Source organism: Paenibacillus sp. FSL L8-0708 (assembly GCF_038009325.1).
In the GTDB taxonomy this organism is placed as follows: Bacteria; Bacillota; Bacilli; order Paenibacillales; family Paenibacillaceae; genus Paenibacillus_AQ; species Paenibacillus_AQ odorifer.
This window is the reverse complement of record NZ_JBBPBC010000001.1, coordinates 4,528,335-4,546,009: the sequence shown is the minus strand read 5'-3', so window position 1 is coordinate 4,546,009 and position 17,675 is coordinate 4,528,335. Positions and strand designations below refer to the sequence as shown.

The 17,675-nt window shown below is 42.6% G+C and carries 9 protein-coding genes; 7 read left to right on the top strand and 2 right to left on the bottom strand.

The window, feature by feature from the left end; all coding sequences use genetic code 11:
- The first annotated feature begins 348 nt into the window (after window positions 1-348).
- The 5 genes from NYE58_RS21830 to NYE58_RS21810 all read left to right on the top strand — a co-directional run bounded on the left by NYE58_RS21830 (window position 349) and on the right by NYE58_RS21810 (window position 10,291).
- Complete coding sequence (locus NYE58_RS21830; RefSeq protein WP_341003017.1) at window positions 349-3,459, top strand: ATP-binding protein; 3,111 nt, start codon at window positions 349-351, stop codon at window positions 3,457-3,459.
- Between the two features lie 3 nt (window positions 3,460-3,462).
- Entirely contained in the window at window positions 3,463-4,554 is a 1,092-nt protein-coding gene (locus NYE58_RS21825; RefSeq protein WP_076129707.1) for a response regulator, read from the top strand.
- A gap of 133 nt (window positions 4,555-4,687) precedes the next feature.
- Complete coding sequence (locus tag NYE58_RS21820) at window positions 4,688-9,082, top strand: Ig-like domain-containing protein (protein WP_341003015.1); 4,395 nt, start codon at window positions 4,688-4,690, stop codon at window positions 9,080-9,082.
- A 440-nt stretch (window positions 9,083-9,522) separates the two neighbouring features.
- Window positions 9,523-9,897, top strand: coding sequence for a DUF4180 domain-containing protein (locus NYE58_RS21815; protein ID WP_076128242.1), 375 nt, complete (start codon window positions 9,523-9,525; stop codon window positions 9,895-9,897).
- A 19-nt stretch (window positions 9,898-9,916) separates the two neighbouring features.
- The gene (locus NYE58_RS21810; protein WP_076304056.1) at window positions 9,917-10,291 is read left to right on the top strand and encodes an iron chaperone; all 375 of its coding nucleotides are present in this window, start codon (window positions 9,917-9,919) and stop codon (window positions 10,289-10,291) included.
- Window positions 10,292-10,418: 127 nt separating this feature from the next.
- Here NYE58_RS21810 and NYE58_RS21805 read toward each other — a convergent pair whose 3' ends face one another.
- Complete coding sequence (locus tag NYE58_RS21805; RefSeq protein WP_076218850.1) at window positions 10,419-11,348, bottom strand: ArsR/SmtB family transcription factor; 930 nt, start codon at window positions 11,346-11,348, stop codon at window positions 10,419-10,421.
- Between the two features lie 146 nt (window positions 11,349-11,494).
- On the opposite strand from NYE58_RS21805, the gene NYE58_RS21800 reads away from it, so the two are divergent.
- Window positions 11,495-14,248: a glycoside hydrolase family 2 protein gene (locus NYE58_RS21800; protein WP_076278185.1), complete on the top strand. Its 2,754-nt coding sequence runs from the start codon at window positions 11,495-11,497 to the stop codon at window positions 14,246-14,248.
- A 76-nt stretch (window positions 14,249-14,324) separates the two neighbouring features.
- Here NYE58_RS21800 and NYE58_RS21795 read toward each other — a convergent pair whose 3' ends face one another.
- Window positions 14,325-16,019, bottom strand: a complete 1,695-nt coding sequence (locus NYE58_RS21795) for a M3 family oligoendopeptidase (RefSeq protein WP_076278186.1) — start codon at window positions 16,017-16,019, stop codon at window positions 14,325-14,327.
- A 383-nt stretch (window positions 16,020-16,402) separates the two neighbouring features.
- Between NYE58_RS21795 and NYE58_RS21790 the strand changes: the two genes are divergently transcribed.
- The gene (locus tag NYE58_RS21790) at window positions 16,403-17,587 is read left to right on the top strand and encodes a GntR family transcriptional regulator (protein WP_341003014.1); all 1,185 of its coding nucleotides are present in this window, start codon (window positions 16,403-16,405) and stop codon (window positions 17,585-17,587) included.
- Window positions 17,588-17,675: the final 88 nt, after the last annotated feature.

The following is a 17,675-nucleotide window of genomic DNA, read 5'->3' as shown; positions in this document are numbered from 1 at the left end:
TCCGTAAGTGCCGGGCAGATACATTCGAGTCGCCAAAGTAGCACAAGTCGCCCAACTGGTCCATTCATTTCATCATTAAACTCATCATGCTCATTTCGTCGTCCTACTCATCGTGCTCATACCGTCATCCTACTCATCATGGTCATATCAGACCCTCTTTTCATACAAGTCCCGCTTTTTCCGAAAAAAATCCTAATAAAGGTCCGTTACTTTGTCGAATTGTGAAGGAAATTAGAAAATTTTATAGAATTATCTATGTTCATCTAAACTTTTTACTCTACATCACGTGTTGCAGGATGGCCCTGGTGATTGCTGCAGCTTTACTCTTCCATAAAAGGGGCCGATACGATGCTCAAAAGGACATTACTTATCTATCTGATTGGTTTAATTTTATTATCTGCGATTCCTCTATCCATTCTTATGGGTCACGATAAACAAGGAAGTCACCTGCAAGTGCAGCATGGAGTCATGGATCTCGCGGCTTGGGATTATGAACAGGATAAGATTATCAAGTTAGACGGTGAATGGGAGTTTTATTGGAACCAGCTATTAACTTCTGAGCATTTTAGGGCGGGTAGCGCAGATATACCTGATTCTACAGCTTGGATGGAGGTGCCCTCCCGGTGGAACGGCAACATCGTTAATGGAAGCCCTTTACCCGCCTTCGGTTCCGCCACCTATCGGATGGTTCTAAAAAACCTGCCTGTAAGCGGGGTATTCGCCTTGAAAAAAACAAATATTCGCTTTTCAAGCAGGATTTTTGTTAATGGACAGTCAGTTATTGAGGATGGTAATCCTGCTGCTAATGAAGCTGATTATCGGTCAGGGAATATCCCGCTGATTGGGCTTTTTTCGTCTGATAAGGGAGATGTAGAAATCATAATTCAAGTCTCCAACTTCGATTATGTGAATGGGGGCATTCCGGTTTCTTTATCCTTTGGTGAGGAAGCAGCAATGATGGAGGTTCAGCAGAAGAGTACGGCCCGTGAATTTAGCACCGTTGCTATTTTAGGCACACTTGCCCTTATCTTTTTTATCTGCTTTGGGGCAGCGTCCTTATACCGTAAGCAGGATTACTCTTTACTTGTGTTTGCAACTATTTGTTTGCTGTTTGCGATATATCATGGATTGATCGGCGAGCGTTCACTCTTACTCTTTTTCCCTAAACTTTCGTTCATAGTGCTCTACAAAGTAAAGGATATAAGCTCCATCTCCTGCTTTATTGTGCTCGCAATATTTTTTTACCAAATGCACAAAAGCATAATATCTTTAAAATTTACTCAAGCCATAACGATTGTTTTAGGCAGCTTTATAATTCTGGTCGCCATCCTGCCGATTCGTTCTTACACGGTCATTTATCCATATGTGATTATTTTATATGAGCTGATGTTAATTTGGATGTTATGTAGAGTGGCCACCCTGTATATCAGAAGCGCAGAAGTAAATAGAATCAAATTGCTGCTGATGTTTATGGCGATTCTAGCTATTAATCTATATTCCATAGACATTATTTTGTTTGCTCTTTCTATAAAAGAGAACCTTTGGCTCGGGCAGTTTTACATTGTGGCTTTTAATATCATCATGATCGTGCTGATTGTTCTACGTTTTTTTGAAGCCTACCATACCATAGACGAGATGAAAAACCAGCTGATCGGGCTGGATAAAATTAAAGATGAATTCCTTTCCAACACCTCACATGAACTAAAAACACCTCTAAATGCCATAGTGAACATTACAGCTACGCTGCTGGATGGGGTTGAGGGTCCAGTTAATGAAAAACAAGCGCAGAATCTAGCGATCGTCATAGGGAGCGGCAGAAGATTAACACATATGGTAAATGAACTACTTGATTATTCCAAAATGAAGTATGGAGACATCACATTATACAAAAGCAACCTGGATTTGAAAGCCGTTGTTGATTCCGTCATTGGTATTCATTCTTTTTTGCTCGGAGAAAAGTCGATCCTGCTCGTTAACAGAGTCGCTTCGAATTTCCCTATGGTGAATGCAGATGGCAATCGTCTGATTCAAATTTTCCACAACTTGGTTGATAATGCAATTAAATTTACGGAACAGGGTGAAATAGAGATTAGTGCCAGAGTTATTCAGGAGTGGGTGGAAGTACGTGTGGCAGACACAGGTTTGGGTATCTCACCGGATATGCAGGAGCGTATTTTCAAAGCTTTTGAGCAGGTGGATGAGGCGGAGATCCATAGTCATGGTGGAACAGGGCTCGGATTAAGTATTACTAAGAAGCTAGTAGAACTGCATGGTGGGAACATAGCTGTGGAATCTACAGTGGAAAAAGGTTCGGTGTTTATTTTTACACTTCCACGGTGGGATAAAGCGGTTAAGCCAATCTCGAGGCCAACCCTTAAGGCGGCACATTCTTATAAAGAATTAAGTTTCTCCCATGGTAGTTATCCCCTTTATATCAAAGGCGAGATCAATGAGCCCATTTTAGTAGTGGACGATGATTTTGCCAATCTGCAATCTATGATCAATCTGTTTAAGCTAGAGAAATATTCTATTGTGGTTGTCAATCGCGGGCAGATGGCACTTGAGGAGCTAGCGAAAAACACAGACTTTTTTCTGGTGGTACTGGATATTACCATGCCGGACATTTCGGGTTACGAGGTTCTGCAAAAGATTAGAGAGAGATTTACTCCTCTTGAACTGCCTGTGTTAATGCTGACGGCCAAGAACAGGGTGAGCGATATGAAGATGTCCATGGATAACGGTGCAAATGACTATGTGGGAAAACCTTTTGAAGCTGAAGAGCTAATGGCACGTGTTAAAAGTCTGACCCGATTGAGAGCTTCCGTGAAGACTGCCAAAGACGCCGAAATTGCTTTTTTACGATCCCAGATCAAACCTCATTTCTTATACAATGCTCTGAATTCAATTGCTGAACTATGTGTGGAGGAACCTGAGAAGGCCGAAGAGTTGACACTGCAGCTGTCACAGTATTTGCGAAGCAGCTTTGATTTCAAACAACTGGATTCACTAACGAGTCTGGAGAATGAGCTTGAGCTGGTAGAGGCTTATATCAATATTGAAAAAGCACGCTTCGGTGCCAGATTAAATGTGGAATATGATGTGAGAGTGAATACGGATTACCGGATTCCTCCGCTGATTCTACAGCCTTTAGTCGAAAATGCAATAAGGCATGGCCTAATGTCCAATTTGCGGGGTGGCACGGTAATTATATCTGTAAAAGAATTAGAGAATTCTGTGATTAGCTTTATTGTGGAGGATAATGGATCTGGAATGAGTGAGCATAAATTGAAAAAAGTAATGCAGTCAGATGTAGATAAAAGAGGGGTGGGGCTGTGGAATATCAGTCAGCGCATCAAGCTATTATATGGAAAAAATATTCATATTCAAAGTGCTGAAGGATTAGGCACAACGGTATCTTTTGAAATTCCAATACAGCAGCTTAAGCGGATGGGAGGTTGAGGCATGCTGCGAGCGATTATTGTAGATGATGAGGAGTTATCGGTAAAACGCCTGAAGCGGATCTTATCGCAGAGCGGAGAGATTGATGTCTATGAGACGTTTTTGAATCCTGCGGAAGCCTATGCTTTTGCGAAGGCCAATCCGATAGATGTAGCTTTTTTGGATATTTCTATGCCTGAGACGAATGGGATGAAGCTTTCTAGCCTTTTGCATGAATTGGATGAATCGATAGATGTGGTTTTTGTAACCGGATTTGATGAGTATGCGCTGCAGGCTTTTGACCTGAGTGCAGTGGATTATCTTTTGAAGCCTGTAACTGCGGAGCGGTTGTCTAAGACGTTAGAGAAACTCAAAAAAATAAATCGAAATACAACGGCTGAGCCTACGTTAGAAGTTTTTTTATTTAATGGTTTAAAAGTGTACCGCAGAACGCAGAACAGAGAGCTAATCAAGCTGAGAAGTCCAAAAACAGAAGAATTATTTGCTTTTCTGGTTAGTAAAGGGACGGTTAGCCGGGAGGAAATTATCGACACGTTGTGGAGCGGATTGGAGCCTGAAAAAGCATGGAAGAATCTGAACTCGACGCTGTATTATATTCGAAAAGCAATCGGCGCCAATTATATAAAAGCTAGCAGGAATGAAATTCATGTAGTAGAAAGCAGCATTTATTGTGATCTGTATGAATTTGAGCGATTGTTAAAGCAAATCAGGCAAACCTCTGAAAGACATGTTGAATGGATGATTCAAGCAGAAGTTTTATACACAGGAGCATTACTCAAAGGAAAAGCCTATGAATGGGCCAGTGGCAGGACGCGCAGACTCGAGCATGAATATATAGGATTGCTGGAGCTGGCTGCAAGATTTCATTTGGAGCAGAATCAGCAGCAGCAAGCACTGCATTATTTTGGAGAAATATTAAAATTAGATTCCTTGCGAGAGGACATCTATCATGAAATCATCAACTTATTAATTGAATTAGGGCGAATGAATGAAGCACAGCGGAAATTTGGTCAATTGGAAGAGATGCTGCAGCAAGAGCTTGGAACAACACCCGATCCTAAACTTAAAGCGTTAATGAAACAGAAGTTATTGTAATGGAAGGAACCTTCGAAAGGATGGCTATCGAGGGTTCTTTTTTTGTTTATTTTTTGTTTATCTTAATTTTGTATAATACTCTCGATTATTGTCGAATTAAGGACATGATTTATGCTAGAGGGGGAAATAGAGTTTGAAGCCATCATTTATGAAAATAGGCATTAGTATTTCGTTATGTACTGGACTTGTGGTGCAGGGGGTGGGTCCTATGCAAACTCCAATCATAAGTGCAAAAGCTAGTTTCGGTTGGCTCGAGAATAGCCCAGCTATAATAACGTCCATCAATGAAGATGACTATTCCAACGCAGGAGTTGAGGTAGCCAGTTTTTTGACAGGAAAAGTATCGGATCCAGCGTCAACAGGGATTGCTGTAGTAGCTTTAGATAATACCAAAGGGGCCTGGCAGTATTACAACACGGTAGGAAGAATTTGGTATAATATTGAGCCGGTGTCGAACAGTAATGCTTTTCTGCTGCTGAAATCGGAGAAAATCCGTTTTGTCCCGGCGAAAGACTGGAACGGAACGGCATCCATTAGCTTTAAGCTATGGGATACAACAGCATCCGGTTATCAAAATTATCAAAAAAATGCGAATACCACAGTATCTGCCGCGTTCAGCTCAGATCCGGGTATAGCCGTAATTACTGTAAATCCAGTGAACGATGCACCTTATCTGACAGAACTAAATGGTGGAGACTATCTTAGTTTTGACGGTAACGGGGATTATGTGACCTTCCCGGATCAACGGATTTATGGGAATTCTTTTACAGTTGAAGGATTTTTGAAGGTAGATGCTTTTCAGACATGGATGAGATTTTTTGAATCATCGATCGCAGAGCAGAACCACAATATTTTTGTAGGTTTTAACGGTAAACGGATGAATTTCACTGCCTACACTAATAAGGGAGATATTAATGTCACTGAGGATTTCCCGATTTCTAAATGGGTTCATGTCGCAATTGTTTATGATCACAGTCAGAAAAAGGGACGGATTTATTGGGATGGTGTACTTAAGGCAGAAGGGGCCATGGATTTAAGTACAGTAGGAAACGTTGCACGTCCGAATAACTGGCTTGGAAAAAGCACGTGGAGACAGGACGGAGATTATAACGGTGGAATGAGAGACGTGAGGTTCTGGAGTAAAGCCAAGACCCAAAGTGATATTGTTCGAGAAATGAATGTCGACTTGACAGGCTCGGAACCTAATCTGGCTTTAAACTATAAATTAGCGAATAGCAATGATGGGAATGTCGCTATTAATACCTCTGGTCTTCCCCTTAAGAACGGCACAATTACTGGGGCAACCTGGAAGCAGGACACAGGTTTTATGGGGAATACTACAACCGATAAAAACAAGTCGGTCTCACGATCCTTTAAGGTCCTCGATGTGGATGGAGATGACCTACAAGTATCAGCTACTTCCTCGAATACGCTCTTAATTCCGAATAATGGACTGAAAATAAGTGGAAGTGGTGAGTTACGAACTTTAGAAATAACACCCGCAGCGAATGCTTTTGGCACCAGTGTGATTTCTGTTAAGGTAAGTGATGGAGCATTAAGCAACACCTACACTTTTAATGTGACCGTAAACAATACGGGGGATGTAATCGTAACCGGAGTGACCCTGGATAAACCATCACTCAGTTTAACGGAAGGAGAAGTAGGAGACACGCTTAGTGCCGTAATAGCACCTGCTAATGCCACGAACAAAACAGTAAATTGGAGCTCTAGTGATGAGAATGTTGCAACCGTTGTGAACGGAGTAGTAACTCCGGTTGGAGAGGGGACAGCAGTTATTACGGTAACGACTACTGATGGAAGTTTTACTGCTTCGTCTGTAGTAAATGTGAGTGCCCCAATCCCGCCCGTTGTGGATGTAACTGGAGTGAAGCTAGATCAGGAGACACTAGATTTAACAGCTGGTGAAGCTGATGGACTCCTCAAAGCAACAATAGAGCCTGCGAATGCAACGGATAAAGACGTGATCTGGAGCTCGAGCGATGAAACAGTCGCGACCGTTGTGAACGGAGTAGTAACTCCGGTTGGTGAGGGGACAGCAGTTATTACGGTAACGACGAAAGATGGAAGTTTTACAGCTACAACCACAGTTAGTGTGAGTGCTCCAATCCCGCCGGTTGTGGATGTAACTGGAGTGAAGCTAGATCAGGAGACACTAGATTTAACAGCTGGTGAAGCTGATGGACTCCTAAAAGCAACAATAGAGCCTGCCAATGCAACGGATAAAGACGTGATCTGGAGCTCTAGTGATGAGACAGTTGCGACCGTTGTGAACGGAGTAGTAACTCCGGTTGGTGAGGGGACAGCAGTTATTACGGTAACGACGAAAGATGGAAGTTTTACAGCTACAACCACAGTTAGTGTGAGTGCTCCAATCCCGCCGGTTGTGGATGTAACTGGAGTGAAGCTAGATCAGGAGACACTAGATTTAACAGCTGGTGAAGCTGATGGAATTCTAAAAGCAACAATAGAGCCTGCGAATGCAACGGATAAAGACGTGATCTGGAGCTCGAGCGATGAAACAGTCGCGACCGTTGTGAACGGAGTAGTAACTCCGGTTGGAGAGGGGACAGCAGTTATTACGGTAACGACGAAAGATGGAAGTTTTACAGCTACAACCACAGTTAATGTAGCCGCTCCTAAGCCACCTGACGTTATCGTAACTGGGGTGACTTTAGACCAGACAGAACTTAACTTAACGGTGGGTGAAGGCGAGGGAACTCTACAAGCGACAGTAGCACCTGCTAATGCAACAAATAAAGGTATGATCTGGAGCTCGAGCGATGAGACAGTAGCTAAGGTTGTTTATGGAGTAGTAACGCCGATTGGTGAAGGAACAGCCATCATAACGGTAACGACGAAAGATGGTAGTTATACGGCTTCTACAACCGTTACTGTGAAGGCACCTGTTAAACCAGTTACAGCACCTGGAATTCCAACATCCGTAACTGCAACAGCAGAAAATGGTCAAGCAATCATCACCTTTATCCCGCCGGTGAACGATGGAGGCAGCGAAATCACAGGATATATTGTAACTGCTAATCCGGGAGGTTTGACGGTTACAGGAACTGGAAGTCCTCTGACAATCAGTGGTTTGACGAATGGAACAAGCTATACCTTCACGGTACAGGCAATCAATAAAGCTGGCATCAGCGAATCCTCTGCTGAGTCCAATGCAGTTGTTCCTAGCACTCCATCTGGTGGTGATGTTGTTGTTCCGTCGCAACCAACCCCATCACCAACTCCGGCACCTGTGGTAAATGCTGCTTCCATTCTAATCAATGGTAAAGCGGAAATAGTGGGAACCGCAACGAATGGTAAACGGAATGAGCAAACGTTAACCACCATTGTGTTAGATCAGAAGAAGCTAGAGGACAAGCTCGCCACTGAAGGTAAAGGTACGGTAGTTTCTATCGGTGCAAATAGTAAATCTGATGTTATAGTTGGCGAACTAAACGGACAAATGGTTAAAAATATGCAGGGTAATCAAGCGATTCTTGAGATTAAAGCGGGAAATGCGACATTTACACTGCCTGCTCAACAAATTAATATTGACGCTTTGAACGAGCAAATCGGCAAGTCGGTAGCTTTGCAAGATATTAAGATACAGATTGAAATTAGTGCTCCTACAGCCGATAAAGTTAAAGCTTTAGAATCAGCTGCGCAAAAAGGATCCTTCTCATTAGTTTCCGCGCCAGTTAATTTTACGGCTAGAGGTATCTACGGAGATAAGAGTATTGAACTTTCCCAATTCAATACGTATGTTAAACGTACCATAGCCATTCCTGAAGGGATGGACCCGAACAAGATTACAACTGGAGTGTACGTTGATTCCGAAGGTTCGGTACACCATGTTCCTACTAAAGTGGTTGTAATTGATGGCAAATATTTTGCTACTATCAACAGCCTAAGCGGAGGTACTTACTCCGTAATCTGGCATCCGCTTGAATTTAGTGATGTAGCTAATCACTGGGCAAAAGAGGCAGTGAACGATATGGGCTCCCGATTAGTCATTGAGGGAACAGGTAGTGGTCAATTTACTCCGGATCAAGCCATTACCCGTGCAGAGTTTGCGGCGATTGTTGTACGCGGTCTGGGACTTGAGATGGAACAAGCTGCAACACCATTCTCAGATGTAAAGACCACGGATTGGTATAACAGTGCGATCAACACGGCATTTACTTATCAATTAATCAATGGTTTTGAAGATGGCATGTTCCGCCCTGATGAACATATTACCCGTGAACAAGCGATGTTGATTATTGCTAAAGCGATGAAAATTACAGCGCTACAGACTAAGCTTTCTGTTCAATCGGCTGACGTTTTGTTAGCTCCATTTACAGATAGTAGTGAGGTTTCTAACTGGGCAATCAGTGGAGTTACTGACACTTTGCAGGCAGGCATTATCATGGGAAGAAGCAGTAAAGGGCTTGCTCCGAAAGATGATATGACCAGAGCTGAGGTTGCAGAGATCGTGAAGCGGCTACTTGAAAAGTCGGATTTAATCTAATCTACTGAGCTCCAGAATTGTGATCATTAGAGGATTCGTTCAAAGAACATTGAACGAATCCTCTTTTCTTTTTATGGTTAGCCAAGCTGGAGAATAGCTAATTATCCAGAAAAAATAACTTAGCTCGTTTATACGATAATTAATCATTAATGATGTATTTCAGACAGCACAATCAGGCCATGCAGAACGGCTGAAAGAAATCCTGAAAGCTCATCCGCACCTTGCGAATATGGAGAATAATATATTCGATAGTGATGGTTATACTTCCTTACATTCTGCTGCTTTTCATACGGATAATGTAGAACTAATAGAGTTGTAAATCGAACATGGCGCCGACATTTCTGCTAAAATAAAAAGTGGTGAATCTGCATGGTCGGTTGCGATTAAGCAGAGTAATCATAATGTTGCAGCAATTCTTCGCGGAAAAGGAGTAGTCTTGAATGAAAATCACAGTGGATGATAAGAATGATTCAACGGTAGCTATAATCTCTGGTGAGGAGATCATAATCAATAATGTAAGGGATGCCTTAGACTTAATGATGAATGTGAAATACCAAGGATGCGATAAAATGCTTCTGAGGAAGGAACAGATTACGGATGATTTTTTCGAGCTAAAGTCTGGAGTTGCTGGTGAGATTGCACAAAAATATACAAACTATCAGATGAGAGTTGCTATCGTAGGAGAATTTACAAGCTATAACAGCAAAAGTCTGAATGATTTTATTTACGAATGCAATCAAGGCGATAAAATGTTGTTCAAAAGTACTGAAGCTGAGGCTTTAGCGGCCCTACATTTATGCAAATCGTGGAGATGATCCAGAGAGGAGTTATATCATGGATGAAAGTAAAATCACATATGAATCGATCGATGCCTATATTTCCGGGTTTTCGCTTGAGGTTCAGGAAATCCTTAATACGTTAAGAAAGGTGATAAAAGAGGCGGCACCGGAAGCAGAGGAAAAAATAAGCTATCAGATGCCTACTTTTGCATTACACGGAAATTTGGTGCATTTCGCTGCTTATCCCAAGCATATTGGATTCTATCCAACTCCAAGTGGAATTAATGCTTTTAAAGATGAATTATCAGGCTATAAAGGTGCTAAAGGTTCCGTTCAATTCCCTATTGATAAGCCTATGCCTTATGAATTAATTAGCAAGATTGTAACCTTCCGAGTCGCTGAGAATCTAAAAAAAGTTGAAGCAAAATAAGGTCTCTACTGGTATGAAATAGAGAGGTCCATCTGGTCAGGGCTGGAAGTGTGCATCCATTGTTGATGTTCTTCTTGATGCTGGTGAACATTGGATCCACTTCCGAGGCACTCCTGCCTCTTTTTCCTCATTTCGGACGTCGTACAAACGCCAGTATGATATCCTGGGCATAGTCCCCGAACCCACTTCCGAACAGATTTAGTCCTCGTTTATTGAGTGCATCCTCCCGAATTTCAAAACGTACACGAATAGGTTCATTAAACGCCAGCTTTAAAGAGCTGATTGTAGTCGGAGATGAGAGAGAACCATTACAGCTGCTGCCCGATTCCGAGACACTCCATGTAGTAAGAGCTCCATATTCAGTTCCACTTCTCCAACGTTCAGGGGTCAGTTTCCCTTTGCGGTTCCCGAAATCGGAGGGACAGGTCCAAGTCCCGACTAACTGGTCATTGATGGATAAGCTGATATCACTGGCCCAATCCTCTCGAAATGAAGGGGCTTCTGAGCATACTTCTGCCGAAATGCGGATTTCGTCCAACTCGACGCCTGGAGGCAGGGGGTTGGCAAAATAGTATTCGACATAACCGGCTTCTGCGAACCATAAGAGAGAGGCATCGACTCGTTCAGGCATGTAGAATGCTCTTGGATCATCCTGGGAGCCAATGACGCCACCATCTTTTCCGGCCATCCCGCAGGACGGTTGTATGGAGCAGTGGGAGAACATTCCGATGGGCATATGTATTTCCTCAGTTTGATGCAGCCCATCCCCTAGCTTTGAAGGGAGATCGAGTTGAATAGAGCGACAGGTGACCGCACAGATTTTTTCGCGATTTGCTCCTTGTGTAGACGAGATAAGATTAACCTGTTCTAACGTCTGCACATTGATAGATATCGTTGGCTGAGCTACACCTAACGTCTCAGCTAATTGACTGACACTCATAGGCTTCTCTCCAAGGGCTTCAAGAATGCGGACGCGGACGTCACCAGACAGTGCTTTAGCTACATCTAAAATGCGTGACGCGGGATAACGTATCGTTTCTTGTGAAATATCATTCATCATATTTGTTCCTTTTCGTATAGGATGGGTTGAGGTTATTGTACAATGAAGATCGAGTATTGTAAAATCATAATAAACATTGCGAAAAACATATACTGGTGCTAAAATGGGCTCAACTTCTTATTTTGAAAGGCTGTGCTCGCCATATGACAACTTCTATATTAGCTTCTGAGACACTTGCGATTCCTCGTTCTGAACACCCTCATCCACATTGGCAACGTCATGAATGGATGAATTTGAATGGGCAATGGTCATTTAAGTTTGATCCGAACAATGAAGGTATGAAGGCGTTATGGTACTCCAATCCTGAAATCGCTTACGACTCAATGATCACTGTACCTTTTTCTTGGGTAAGTCCCTTATCCGGAATTGGCTGCGATCAACAAGGAATAGGCTGGTATCGCCGCACCGTGAATGGGCAGGCTGTTGACCAACAAACACGATTGTTTTTACGTTTTGGGGCAGTAGATTATTCATGTGATGTGTGGATAAATGGAGAACATGTAGGTTCACATCAAGGTGGATATGGTTCATTTGAATTTGATATTACACCTTACTGGGCAGCTAATTGTGAGAATAATATTGTCGTAAGAGCTGAGGATTTCGATCATGCTTATCAAGCGCGGGGCAAACAAGGATATGGAGAAATCCGTGGAATATGGCAGCCTGTATGGCTTGAAGCACGTCCCGAAACTTATATGAAAGATGCAAAGTTTGTGACCCGTATAGATGGACAGGTGAAGGTAACTACAAGAATAATTGCGCATGAAACGGGTTCGGCAGAGTTTACGCTGCAATTCGCTGATCATTCTGTTGTTCATACAGAGAAGCTGCAGCTTATAGCAGGGGTGAACGAATGTAAGCTGTCTATCGATGTTCCCAATCCGCATTTGTGGAGTCCAGAAAATCCTTATTTATATGAAGGTGAATTGCAGCTTAGTGGATCGTTTGGTACAGATACAGTCAGCACTTATTTCGGAATTCGCGAAATTCAGACTGCCCGCTTTGAAGATCGTGATTATCGGTGGATCACCTTAAATGGTAAGCCGATATATTTGAACGGTACTCTTGATCAGTCCTATCACAAGACAGGGTTTTTCACCTATCCAACGGATGAAGATATGCGGGATGAAATTTATCTAATGAAACGTTTAGGGCTAAACATGGTGCGAATTCATATCAAGCCCGAAGAACCCCGTAAGCTGTATTGGGCGGATAAGCTTGGCATTCTTGTTATGGAAGATATGCCTTGTTTCTGGGGTAATCCGGATGACAAGGCCAGAGCCTCCTATGAGAGTGAAGCCCTTGAGGTGATTGAACGAGATTATAATCATCCATCTATTTTTTCGTGGGTTATGTTCAACGAGACCTGGGGTTTGAAGACAGATGCTCAGGAGGCTAGCCTCACAAGTGATGTACAGCAGCAGAGTAGTTATCTTAAAGAGACACAGGAATGGGTGCGGGAGAAATATCGCTGGGCGAAGCAGCTTGATCCGACTAGAATTGTTGAGGATAACTCGCCGTGTAATTATGATCATGTGGAATCGGATATTAATACATGGCACTTTTACATTAATGGTTACGAGCAGCTGCAAGCCCACTTAAATGAGGTTGTAGATAAAACATTCCCGGGATCGGAGTTTAACTGTATTGGCGGCAACGTACAGTCTGATGCCCCTCTAATGAACAGCGAATGCGGTAATGTGTGGGGGATAGAAGGTGGTGCAGGGGACAGTGATTTGGCATGGCATTACCGCTATATGATGAATGAATTCCGGCGGCATGATAAGCTATGTGGATTCGTATTTACTGAATTCCGTGATGTTACGAATGAGTTCAATGGTTATTACCGGCTAGACGGGAGCGATAAGGATTTTGGATATGGGGATTTTGTTCCCGGGATGACGATTGCGGATCTGCATTCCCCAGATTTTATCGTGATAGATGCTCCTCCATGCCAGACAGTAGAAGCAGGGCAGAGTGTTAAAGTACCTTTGCTAGGTTCCAGCTTCGCGGACAGCTATCACGGTCATAATTTGAAGCTGAAATGGGAACTGTGGTACGACAATTTGGGGACTCGGGTCACTGCGCAAAGTGGACATATGTCTGTGAAATGGGATAACTTTGGAAACACTATACTTCCTTCTTTGAACATTACAATGCCTGGTCAGGAGGCGGCTGCAATACTTGCTGTTTCTCTGATTAATGAGAAGGGTGAAGCGATCACGCGGAATTTCATTACTTTTGATGTAAGAGGCGGTAATAACACTGTATTGTTTAAAGGTGAAGGAGAATTTATTCAAATTCCAGTGGGAGCTTATACCGATCATAACTTTAAGCATCAATGGGATGCTATCCAAGGATCTAAGATCAATGGTGCTGGGCAAGGTCAGTATGTATACGAGGTTACACTGCCAGATGCAGCAGATAAATCAATGATTGGTGAGATCGAAATCATGTTCGAAGCAAGTGCTAAACGATTGCTGGCGCGGCATGTTGAAGGTACGAAGCTTAATGATATGGGCCTTGATCTTATGCATGGGGCAGATGCGAGGGTGGAATATAATCCGAATACGTATTATATGACGGATGAAGAGCGTCATCCTTCCCGAGTGAACGTTCTGGTGGATGGGCACCGGATTGGTTCTTTCTATTTACCGGATGATCCGGCTGATAGCAGAGGGATTTTGTCTTGGCATTATCAGCCAATAGCGAATAAGCTGGATGAGGCTGGATCTTATGGCTACCTATGCAAGGCAAGTGTACCGGGACAGTTAGCAGCGAAGCTGGATCGCAATCGTGTTTTCCGTTTGGAGCTGCAAGCAGAGGACGGCGGGTTAGCTTTGTATGGCCGTAATGCAGGTCGTTATCCACTGGACTTGTTGATTCGTTATCGCTAAATAACCTTAATATGAAAATAAAGCAATCCCAGCTAAGAAGCAGGGATTGCTTTTTTATCGGTACTGCAAGGTATTATTAAAGTTCTTTATCATTAATGCTGTTTAACCAGCTTTCAATCTCTCCAATGACCGAACTAATGCAGCCATCTTCAAAAGGTGAAGTCAGGCCCGCAAGTTCAACCAGCTTGATAAAGGATTTGCTTCCTCCAGCTTGACATAATTCTAAATAATCACTCCAAGCGGATTTAAAATCTTCATTTGAACGTTTCCAGAACTGGAAGGCACATAGCTGTGCTAGTGTATAGTCAATGTAATAGAACGGGGAGGCGAAGATATGGCCTTGCTTATGCCAAAATCCACCCTGTTCCAGATAAGCATTACCTTCATAATTGCGGTGCGGCAAATATTTTTTCTCGATTTCTCGCCATGCTTGCTTACGTTCAGCAGGGGTTGCTTCAGGATTGCTGTAAACAAAATGCTGGAATTCATCTACAGTAACTCCGTAAGGAATAAACTGAAGGCTATCTGCCAAATGATTGAAACGGTATTTGTCTGCATCCTCTTCAAAGAACAATTCCATCCATGGCCAAGCAAAAAACTCCATGCTCATGGAATGGATCTCACAGGCTTCATAAGTAGGAAAAGCATATTCAGGTACATTAATATTTCGGCTTTCATACACCTGGAAGGCATGCCCCACTTCATGGGTCAAGACATCAATATCCCCTGAGGTTCCATTGAAATTTGAGAAGATAAAAGGTGCTTGGTATTGGCTGAAGTAAGTACAATAGCCACCGCCTTGCTTACCTTTTTTACTTACTAAATCCACCAGATTGTTATCCAACATAAAAGTAAAAAATTCATCAGTTTCCGGAGAGAGCTCTTTGTACATCTTGGATCCGTTAGCTACAATCCAGTCAGGATCTCCTTTAGGAGTGGCATTGCCAGTCTTGAAGCTGAAGTTCTCGTCATAAAACTTCAAGGCATCCAGACCTAGGCGTTCAGTCTGCCGTTTCTTAAGCTGTTGGGAGACGGGTACGATATGCTCCAGAACTTGTTTCCTGAAGTTGGCTACCATGTCGGCGTTATAATCGGTACGCATCATCCGGTCATAACCTAGCTCAACAAAGTTGCTGTAATCAAGCTTTTTAGCAATGCGGTCACGGACTTTAACTAGCTCGTCATAGATTCGATCAAAGTCACTTTCATGTTCAGACATAAAATCATATCTGGCTTGTGAAGCACGTTTACGCATATCGCGGTCCGTGGACAATTCAAAAGGAGTAAGCTGAGTCAGCGTGCGTTCTTCGCCTTCGAATGGAATCTTGGCGGACGCGATAAGCTGAGCGTATTCTGTAGAGAGTTTGTTCTCCAATTGTAAATCTTCGATGATTTCTGGACTAAAAGTACGCAGAGCTACTTCTGCAAGCTGAAGCAGCTGCGTGCCCCATTCTTGTTCGAATTCGGCTCTGTATTTGGAATTGACGAGTGCTTTGTAGTAGTCCGTTATGTATTCCTGAACGATAGGGCCAATCTCGTCCATGAATTCCTGTTCAGCCTTGTAGAATTCATCTGTTGTATTGATCGAATGGCGAACGCTAACCAATGTCTGCAGGGTGTCAAACTCATTGCGAAGCTTGTTAATAGCGGTAACGGAAGCCTTTTGCACTTCTAATGGCTCGGTGTCATTGAGATCTTTAAGCAGGTTGTTAAAATCCTGTTTGAACTTCTCTACATCCGGGCGCTCATAGCGATAATCATTAAATTTCATTAACTATTCAACTTCCTTTCTATACCAGATAGTCTCTATTATATATTCTGAACAGCAATTTACGATAGACCTGTGTTAGCTGTTTTTGAATAAAAAAAGAACAAATGGACAAAAGTGTAAAAACTTGTTAGATGAAATACGGTTTGATATTATCTAAGAATATAGTAGAAATGATATTTATAGCGATTACTTAGCCTTTATTTAACCAGCATTCACTGCATACGGGTTATCTCTGTTTATATACGAAGTTTTGTATTTTTCCACTTTACATCCTTCCTCCCTCTTTTTTTGCTGTAGGCGCACAACTGTCGACAAACTTAATATATCATGATATATTATTATGTATAAGATGAAAAAATTAGAGTCAGGAGATAACGAAAGTCATGAGTGAGACAACATCATCCAAACCGATGTATGAAAAAATATTTGATGAAGTGAAGCAGCTTATCGTTAATAAATCCTATGGACAAGGGGAACGGGTTCCCTCTGAGAAAGAACTGGCTGAAGCCTATAATGTTAGTCGGATTACGAGTAAAAAAGCTCTGGAAATGCTCGCCGCGGAACAATTAATTGTGAGAAAACCGGGGAGAGGTTCATTTGTGGCAGATCCAGCAGTCGATTACATGGAATCAGCGATATCTCCGGGGACGGTCTCCGACGGAACTGTTTTCAATTCCTTTAACCATGAGGAAAAGACGATCGGTCTGGTTATTACCGACTTTGGCAACAGCTATGGCACAGGCTTAATTTATGGCATGGAGCAGGCTTCACGTGATAATGATTGTTTTCTGGTTTTAAGAAGAACGTTTGGGGTGCCGGAGAACGAAGAGAAATCTATTCAGAAGTTGCTCAGCTTAGGTGTAGATGGTCTGATCATTTTTCCGGCTCAAGGCGAATTTTTTAATGCGGAGATTCTAAAATTGGTGATAGGGCGGTTCCCGCTAGTTCTGGTAGATCGCCATTTAAAAGGAGTGGCAGCAGCATCGATCAGTACTGATAATATGCAGGCTGCACTCAAAGGTACGGAGTATTTATTTGATCTCGGGCATACTCATATCTCCTTTCTCTCTCCACCTCCAGCGGATACCACAGCTCTTGAAGAGCGGGTAGAGGGATTTATTCAAGCGCATGCGGAACGGGGAATAGCTGTAGACAAGGGATTGTGGGTCAGCGATTTGACCTCAACACTACCGGATTCCTTCAACGATGAGAATATTGAACATGACATTTCGCGGCTAATTTCTCATATGCAAAAGAATCCAACAATAACGGCGCTTTTTGCTGTGGAATATAATATTGCGCTGCTGGCTAGAACTGCGGTCCAACGACTTGGGCTACGAATTCCAGAAGATATTTCGATCATTTGCTTTGATAGTCCGCCAACTCCACTTGGTTCGGGTTATGCATTTACCCATTTACGGCAAAATGAAGAAGAGATGGGGCGGCTTGCAGTAGAAAATGTATTGCGAATTATGAACGGGCAGAGTGTGTCCAATAAGATAATGCTGGAAGCTCAGTTGATTTCTGGTGAATCCGCAAGCTCCGCTAAACAATCTATCTCTAAATAGAATTTTGGCTTATTCTCCAAATTAAACATATATTAGTTGTTATAAAAACCTATCCTTTTGGATGGGTTTTTTTATTTGTTTTAGATAT